The sequence below is a fragment of the Marinobacter sp. genome (assembly GCF_041686475.1).
Lineage (GTDB): Bacteria > Pseudomonadota > Gammaproteobacteria > Pseudomonadales > Oleiphilaceae > Marinobacter.
Map to the genome: position 1 here is coordinate 1 of NZ_JAWLDU010000081.1, position 7,984 is coordinate 7,984.

General features: G+C 56.8%; 6 protein-coding genes. 2 read left to right on the forward strand and 4 right to left on the reverse strand.

Annotation, left to right across the window (positions count from 1 at the left end; translation table 11 throughout):
- Positions 1–202: 202 nt before the first annotated feature.
- The gene (locus ACESMB_RS13700; RefSeq protein ID WP_372971834.1) at positions 203–1,456 is read right to left on the reverse strand and encodes a hypothetical protein; all 1,254 of its coding nucleotides are present in this window, start codon (positions 1,454–1,456) and stop codon (positions 203–205) included.
- A gap of 67 nt (positions 1,457–1,523) precedes the next feature.
- Between ACESMB_RS13700 and ACESMB_RS13705 the strand changes: the two genes are divergently transcribed.
- Positions 1,524–3,470 carry a CASTOR/POLLUX-related putative ion channel gene (locus tag ACESMB_RS13705; RefSeq protein ID WP_372926241.1) on the forward strand — a complete coding sequence of 649 codons (1,947 nt, stop codon included), beginning with the start codon at positions 1,524–1,526 and terminating at the stop codon, positions 3,468–3,470.
- Between the two features lie 13 nt (positions 3,471–3,483).
- Here ACESMB_RS13705 and ACESMB_RS13710 read toward each other — a convergent pair whose 3' ends face one another.
- From ACESMB_RS13710 to ACESMB_RS13720, 3 genes are read right to left on the reverse strand one after another with little or no spacing between them, the layout of a single operon-like run.
- A complete protein-coding gene (locus ACESMB_RS13710; RefSeq protein ID WP_372971835.1) occupies positions 3,484–3,873 on the reverse strand; it encodes a CBS domain-containing protein in 390 nt (129 codons plus the stop codon).
- A 13-nt stretch (positions 3,874–3,886) separates the two neighbouring features.
- Entirely contained in the window at positions 3,887–4,237 is a 351-nt protein-coding gene (locus ACESMB_RS13715) for a transcriptional regulator (RefSeq protein ID WP_372926243.1), read from the reverse strand.
- The gene (locus ACESMB_RS13720) at positions 4,234–5,721 is read right to left on the reverse strand and encodes a DUF1538 domain-containing protein (protein WP_372971836.1); all 1,488 of its coding nucleotides are present in this window, start codon (positions 5,719–5,721) and stop codon (positions 4,234–4,236) included. The genes ACESMB_RS13715 and ACESMB_RS13720 overlap by 4 nt, the downstream gene beginning before the upstream one ends.
- Before the next feature lie 288 nt (positions 5,722–6,009).
- Between ACESMB_RS13720 and ACESMB_RS13725 the strand changes: the two genes are divergently transcribed.
- The gene (locus ACESMB_RS13725) at positions 6,010–7,599 is read left to right on the forward strand and encodes an isocitrate lyase (RefSeq protein ID WP_372971837.1); all 1,590 of its coding nucleotides are present in this window, start codon (positions 6,010–6,012) and stop codon (positions 7,597–7,599) included.
- The last annotated feature ends 385 nt before the right edge of the window (positions 7,600–7,984 follow it).

A 7,984-nucleotide genomic window follows, 5' to 3' on the forward strand; every position in this document is an offset into this window, starting at 1 on the left:
GGGAATAGTTCGTCATAACTGTTTATACGATCACGAAACGCAGTTGGCTGTCAGCCTTTTGTTGTTCTGGTTCACTGTTCGGGATATTCAATGCCTCATTGCGCCTATCTTTTCTCCCTGCGACTCGCCCATGCCTTCCGCGAGGCCTGTATCGACGAGCGCTAAAACACCAGGCGCAACTTTCTCCCAGTACCCGCGGTTATTACATAGGCCAGTGCAGCTGGAAGTTGCCGCCACCAAACGCCGCCTTGTGCAGGTAGAACGTCGGTGCAAGGGTAAGGATTGCGTTGTCCTGTCGGGAAAGAAGTATTTCGAAGGGCAGCGCAAGTTTGCCGATGAAGCCCTGATGGTCATCGTCATCGCTCACCGAGTAAGACTGATCGATATCTGCGGCGCCCAGGTATATCGCCGGGCGCAGCGTGACTGCCTTCGCGAGCGGTAACCTGAAATGCCCGGACAGTGTGGGCTCCTGCCGCCGGATATCGGCAATTTCATCCAGGTTCCGGCCGGTATACCCCTGTTCCCTGAGATAGAAGTAATGAAGGCCTATGCCCGGCTGCAGACGATGCGCCGTTTGCACGGCTTTTGCCCCTGCCCTTACATGGTCCCGTCGCGAGGGTATCGTGCCGGCAGCCTCGTCCAGACTGAACTGCCGGCGGGTGCGCTCGCCGCTCAGCTCCACCTGCAACTGCCAGGATCTGAACCGGTACTGGTGGGTCAGTGCAGCTTTGACGGATTCGCTCTCCACCACCAGGTTTTCGCTGCGGCTATCGAAGGTTGAGGGGATGGTGTAGGTAACCGAAGCAGTGGTGGCGCCGGGGCGATCGTCTTCTGAAGGCTGGTGCCATTGGAGGAAAAAGCTCTGTGGTGTTTCCACCAGAGTGTCGTCGCTGCGTGTTTTGCTGTTGAAATAGGCGTCGGGCTGTATCCAGCTGCCGTGAACCCAGGATCCGTTGGCAAACGTGTGCCGGCCGCTGAAATAGATATCCGAGCGGGACTTGTCAGCGAAGACGTCTCCCTGCAGCCAGAGCTCGGTGGTATCGGTGAGCTGGTGGCGGAACCCTACGAGTTGCCGGTCGTAACTGCCATCAAAGTCTTCACTGCGCTGAATGTCCAGCAGGAACCCCTGGCGATCATCGTTGAAGGCGAAATCCTGGCGGAAACGGAAATCCAGGTAAAGGCGCCGGCTTCCAACGCTGCCACCGGTGCCCCGTATGCCGTTTTCAATAGCCGACGGGGCGGGCTGGCTGTGCCGGAATGACAGTTCATGCAGGTAACGTTCAACATCGGGCGCCTCCTCCTTGCCCATGACAACCGCATCCTGTCGCCAGGGTTGCGGCAGGTGGTTGAGGTCGGCAGCCAAAGTCGCTGGCAGGAGAGCCGCAGTGGCAATCATGATTTTCAGATATCTGTGCATGGGCAGTTCCCGGCCGGCTGAATGGGTCTGAACAGACATTTACCCGTATCCATTTTGCCTTATAGGCTATGCTACGGTCATTTCAGGCTTCCACATAAGGACAACCATGCTTCCATTCCGCTTTGTTGACCGCGTCAAATTCATTGTAGAACGCCAACTTGTCAAAGGCGCCGGTTTTCAGCTGTTGGTGGTGGGTGTCTTCATCGGGATGATTTCCCTGATCGGCGGCCTGCTGGTGATTCCTTTTGGTGGCCCCCATGAGGATGTGGGAGGTGCAATCTGGTGGGCCTTCCTGCGGCTGACGGATCCTGGCTATCTGGGGGACGATGTGGGCAACTGGCAACGGCTGGTGTCCACCATCCTGACCATCAGCGGCTACGTGGTGTTCATGGGCACCCTGGTGGCCATCCTGACCCGCTGGTTGATTGCCAAGATGACAGACCTGGAGCGGGGCCTGACACCGGTTACCCTGAGGAACCATATCGTGGTGCTGGGGTGGACCAGCCAGACCCTGCCGTTGCTGGGGGAACTGCTGGGCTCTTCCGGCCGGATGCGTCGGTTCCTGGAAAAACACGACACCAACCGGCTACGGCTGGTGGTGTTGTCCGAGACAGCGTCGGCGGAGCAGGTTCATGAACTGAGGAACGAGCCCGGGATTGGCCGCAAGGCGCGCCAGATCATTCTCCGCTCCGGTGCCGCCATCCAGCCCGATGCCCTGCAGCGGGTGGCTTGCCTTGACGCCTCTGCGGTTATCGTGCCCAGCGCGGCCCATCAGGCCGGCAGCCTTATAACGTCGGACGTGGAGACGGTGAAGGCGCTGCTGTCCATTGCCGCACAGGCACGGCACCTGCGGGCGCCCCTGCCATTCGTTGTTGCCGAAATCCAGGATATGCGCAAACACCCGGTCATTGAACGGGCCTATCCCGGAGAAGTCGAAGTGGTAGCGGGCGATGCCACCATCAGCCGGCTCATGGTGCAGAATATCCTGCATCCCGGGCTATCCGAGATTTACAACGAACTGCTCACCGCCGGAGAGGGTAGCGAGATTTACATACGCGGTGGCGATTCGGTTGCCGGGTTGACGCTGGGCGAGCTGGCATCCAGGCGAGAGAAAGTGATCGTGCTGGGTATCCTGAAACCCGAAGGCAAGGGCTGGAAAGTGCAAATGCCAGCTTCCTCGGACACGCCTATTGCTATCGAGGATCGGGTTGTCATGCTGGCGAGGGACTATGCGGAAACCGAGCCGGATACCAGGGCATCGTCACTGCCACTGATAACTCGCGGGCGGCCAGCCAGCCGTTCCGTCACCTTATCCGAGCGAGTCCACCGGGTCCTGGTGCTTGGCTGGAACCGCCGCGTGCCCAGCCTGATCAGCGAATTCTCCAGCTACAGCCAGATGCGCTTCGAAGTGGATATAGTCTCCGTAGTGCCTGCGCGGGAGCGTCAGCAGGAGATCCAGCAGTATCTGGGTGACCAGCGCGATGTAATCTGCCGCCACGTTGAGGCGGATTACATGGTGGAGGGTGAACTGAGACAGGTTGGCCCGCTCAACTTCGATTCCATCGTACTGCTTAGCAGTGACCGGCTGGCGTCCGGAGAAGAAGCCGATGCCCGGGCGATGGTGGGCTACCTGCAACTCGAAGACCTGCTGAGTGAGGGCGGCAGGCGGCCTCAACTGATCATGGAACTGAGTGACCCGGACAATCGCAACCTTTTGACCGGCCACCAGAGTGAAATGATGATCAGCCCGATGATTGTCAGCCACGTTCTGGCTCAGGTGGCATTGCGGCGTGAGCTGAGGGTAGTGCTGGACGAGCTGTTTACGGTAGGCGGGGCCGAGATACAGTTCCGGGATCCCCATGACTACCCGTTACCGGCCAGTGCAGACTTTCAGGTGCTGGAAAAAGTGGTGGCAGCAAGGGATGAGGTGGCGCTGGGGGTCTGGCGTGACAAGCCTGATACTAACGGTCATCATTCAAAACTCAGTCCCCCTCGGGACGAGTATCTGGATCTCAACCCGGCCGACCGCGTAATCGTGCTGTGCCATTCATGAAGCCTGTCCGCGATTAATCGATGGTATCCAGCAAGGCCGCCATGATGTCGTCCATAACCACGAAGCCGACGAGTTGGTTATCCTGCAGAACGAGCAGACGCTTCACGCGGTGCTGGCTCATCAGGCTGGCGGCATAGCGAATGCCGAGGTGCTCTCCAACGCTGATGACCGGTTTGGCGCAGGCATCGTAGACATTGAGCAGGTCGATATCACCATCTTCCGCGATCACGGTCTTGAGAATATTGGTGTAGGTAATCAGCCCGTAGGCATCGTGTTCATTCTGCTTATCCACCACCAGGGATTTCACCTGGTGCTTTTTCATCAGCGACAGGGCGTCCCGGAGGCTGGCAAACGGGGATACATCGATGGTATCCCGGATCATTACATCCTTTACAAGTTTCATTCTGATCCTCCACTTACAGCGAGTCTTTTACGTGTTGTTCGAATTTTTCAACCTGGGACAGGTCGATGCCGCCCAGATGTTCCAGGGGGAGCGTGAATACCAGGCCCCGGGAGCCTTTCTTCGCTGGCATTAGAATGTGCTGGATGGCTTTCAGAATATCCAGCGACAGCCCCTTTTCCAGCACCATGACAAGAACGCTCTGGCTGCCATCATAGGTCAGGCCAAAGAAGGTTTTCTTCGCAGTATTGCTGATGCCGCGCCCGGCCAGAACGGTGACCCCTCCGGCGCCGAGATCCCTGGCTGCATCAATGCAATCCTGTTCCTGATCTTCGGGCACGATAGCGACGAGTACGGAGAATTTCATGTGGCTGGTTTCCTTCGTGCAGCGATATGGTCAACAACAATGGCGTAGGCCATAACGGTAATGATGGGAAAAATCGAGGCAAAGGCAATCAGCCCGAAGCCGTCAATGAGTACGCTGCGGCCCTCGATATTGCTGGCAAGCCCGATGCCCAGAGCAGTTACCAGCGGAACCGTAACCTCTGACGTGGTTACTCCGCCCAGATCGTAGGCCAGCGCGATGATATAGCGGGGGGCAATGGTGGTCAGCAGGATAACGACCAGGTAACCCCCCATGATGTAATAGTGGATGGAATCCCCGACAATGATCCGGTGAACACCGACGGTGATTCCGATAGCAACGCCCAGGGCGACGAAAAGGCGAATGGCGTTGCCATTCAATGTGCCGGCAGCAGCGTCTTCCGCCTGCTGTCCGATTGCAATCAGTGCCGGCTCCGCCATGGTAGTGGCAAAGCCGATCATAAAGGCGAACAGGTAAACGAAGAGGTAACCATCGAGGGTCACCAACTGTTCTGCCATGCTGGTGCCAATGGGGAACAGGCCGATTTTCAGGCCTACCACGAAAGCGTAAAGGCCGAAAATAACCAGGGCAAAGCCAAACAGAATCTTGCGCGGATTGTTCAGGCCACGCCGTAACACAAGGTACTGAAAGATAAGGATGGTCAGGATTATGGGTAATACATCCCGCACCATCTCTGCCAGCTCCAGCAGAATTTTCACAGGCCCCGAAGCCGTGGAATCATCATCGCCGGTATCCATGAGGAAATCGCCTTCCGGCTGTTCCCCTGAATAGACCAGAATGCCGTAAAGCTGAACCGTAATCATGGGGACCATAACAGCCAGGGCTACCAGGCCGAAGCCATCAGTGAGCGGATTCCGGCCACGAATCGAGACCGCAAGGCCGATGCCCAGTGCCGCAACGAGGGGCACGGTTACTACATTGGTGGTGACTCCGCCGGAATCGTAGGCCAGGCCGACGATTTCTTCCGGGGCAAACCAGGTAACGATCACGACCGCTATGTAGCCGACAATCATGAACCAGTGCAGTGGGTAGCCCATGATCGTCCTGAACACGCCCAGTGCAACCACGAAGCCCACGGAGGTTGCCACCAGTAATCTCAGGGTAAGTGCATTAATCCTGCCGCCGCTGATTTCCTGCGCCTGCTGGGCAACGGCAATCAGCGCCGGCTCCGCCACCACCGCAGAAAACCCGAGGGCGAACCCGAAAGCCATCAGAATGGGAATGGAGCCACGGTGGGCAAACTGGTTGGAGAGACTTTTCCCCACTGGAAAGATGCTCAGTTCCAGCCCCTGAAGAAAAAGCGCCACACCGACTGCCACAATGAACAACCCAAAAGTCATCCCCAGAGTGTTCTCCGGCACCTGCTGCAGGATCACCAGCTGGAAAAACACCACGACTACCACAATGGGCATCAGGTTTTTCAGGGCATGCAGAAGGGAGTGACCGAAAGCTCGTATGTAAAACACCGGGGATTCATGCCTGTGTCGTGGTCTGGGAGGGATTCGCTACCCTTACGAGCATGGTAGCACCGGCGATATCAGGCTGCCTGACACAGCTCAAGTTTGATGTTTATCAGTATTCACCTAGAAAATGCCGAAAATAGATAATATAAATTTCAATTATAAAATCAAACCCACTAAAGTAACCGTCAATGTCAGCGGCCTGGTTGTTTTTTGAACGGACGCTGGCTCACTGAAGTTGCTTTTATACTTCATAAAAGAGCGCCTCAAACCTTAGAAGACAGGACTGAGATCATGCCATACGCAAATGACGTTGACGCCATTGCTTCCATTCTGAAGCAGAATCCCACCTGGAACGCTATCAATCCCGAGCACGCGGCTCGCATGCGCGCCCAGAACAAATTCAAGACTGGCCTGGACATTGCCAAGTACACCGCGAAAATCATGCGCGAAGACATGGCGAACTACGATAAAGACACTTCCCAGTACACCCAGTCTCTGGGTTGCTGGCACGGCTTTATCGGCCAGCAGAAGATGATCTCCATCAAGAAGCACTTCGGTAGCACCAAGCGTCGTTACCTGTACCTGTCCGGCTGGATGGTTGCCGCCCTGCGTTCCGAGTTCGGTCCGCTGCCTGACCAGTCCATGCACGAGAAGACCGCGGTTTCCGGCCTGATCGAAGAGCTGTACACCTTCCTGCGCCAGGCGGATGCATGGGAACTGAACCACCTGTTCCGCGCCCTGGAAGAAGCCCAGCAGGCCGGCGACAACGCCAAGGCTGATGAGCTGATCAAGCAGATCGACAACCACGAAACTCACATCGTGCCGATCATTGCCGACATCGATGCCGGTTTTGGTAACGCCGAAGCCACCTACCTGCTGGCCAAGCAGATGATCGAAGCCGGTGCCTGCTGCATCCAGATCGAGAATCAGGTGTCTGATGAGAAGCAGTGTGGTCACCAGGATGGCAAGGTAACCGTTCCCCACGCCGACTTCCTGTCCAAGATCAACGCTGTTCGTCTGGCGTTCCTTGAGCTGGGTGTGGACGACGGCGTTATCGTTGCCCGTACCGACTCCCTGGGCGCTGGCCTGACCCAGAAGCTGGCCGTAACCGAAGAGCCGGGTGACCTGGGCGACCAGTACAACAGCTTCCTCGACGGCGACTACATCGAGAAGCCGGAAGACATCAACAACGGCGACGTTGTGATCAAGTCCGACGGCAAGCTGATGAAGCCCAAGCGTCTGGCTTCCGGCCTGTTCCAGTTCAAGCCGGGCACTGGCGAAGACCGTGTGGTTCTGGACTGTATCACCAGCCTGCAGAACGGTGCTGACCTGCTGTGGATCGAAACCGAGAAGCCCCACGTTGGCCAGATCGCTGCCATGGTTAACCGTATCCGGGAAGTTGTGCCCGACGCCAAGCTGGTTTACAACAACAGCCCGTCGTTCAACTGGACCCTGAACTTCCGTCAGCAGGTATTCGATGCCTGGAAGGAAGAAGGCAAGGACGTGTCTGCCTACGAGCGTGCCGACCTGATGAACGCCAAGTACGACGAAACCGAGCTCGGCAAGCTGGCGGACGAGTGGACTGCCAACTTCCAGCGTGATGGCGCCCGTGAAGCCGGTATTTTCCACCACCTGATCACCCTGCCGACTTACCACACTGCGGCCCTGTCTACCGACAACCTGGCCAAGGGCTACTTCGGTGACGAAGGCATGCTGGCCTACGTTGCAGGCGTGCAGCGCAAGGAAATCCGTCAGGGTATCGCGACTGTGAAGCACCAGGACATGGCCGGCTCCAACATCGGCGATGACCACAAAGAGTTCTTCGCAGGCGACGCAGCCCTGAAGGCCGGTGGTAAAGACAACACCATGAACCAGTTCTGAAGAACGGTTCCGTTCTCACTGAAGCGGGCTGAGTGGCTCGCTTTGGAACCCGAAACCCCACCATGTGTGGGGTTTTGTTTTCTTTACATCCGCATTTTCACCCAAGTGTCTGAATGCCAAAAATAAACATCCTTCCTGGCCGATTCACCTCACCAGTTCTGTCTAAAAGCCAATAATCGAAAAGATTGTGTGCCAGTTTTAATCCTTGCGGCTGTTTCAGAAAGTTAGAAAATGAGCGCTGTGCCACAGAACGTTTTTTGTAAAGTTTGCCGACACAACTCAGGTGTCAGGGCTCGTTGAGCTTCTTGCGCGTTTGCAGCCGGCCATCCCGGCGAATCTCCGCGTTGTTGAAACGGCGTTGCTGAGCCTCCGTTTCCGGTGTCAC

Bases quoted from the DNA above. Each gene is read 5' to 3' on its own strand.
- ACESMB_RS13700 (WP_372971834.1), bottom strand. From the start codon at position 1,456: ATGTCTGTTCAGACCCATTCAGCCGGCCGGGAACTGCCCATGCACAGA.
- ACESMB_RS13705 (WP_372926241.1), top strand. From the start codon at position 1,524: ATGCTTCCATTCCGCTTTGTTGACCGCGTCAAATTCATTGTAGAACGC.
- ACESMB_RS13710 (WP_372971835.1), bottom strand. From the start codon at position 3,873: ATGAAACTTGTAAAGGATGTAATGATCCGGGATACCATCGATGTATCC.
- ACESMB_RS13715 (WP_372926243.1), bottom strand. From the start codon at position 4,237: ATGAAATTCTCCGTACTCGTCGCTATCGTGCCCGAAGATCAGGAACAG.
- ACESMB_RS13725 (WP_372971837.1), top strand. From the start codon at position 6,010: ATGCCATACGCAAATGACGTTGACGCCATTGCTTCCATTCTGAAGCAG.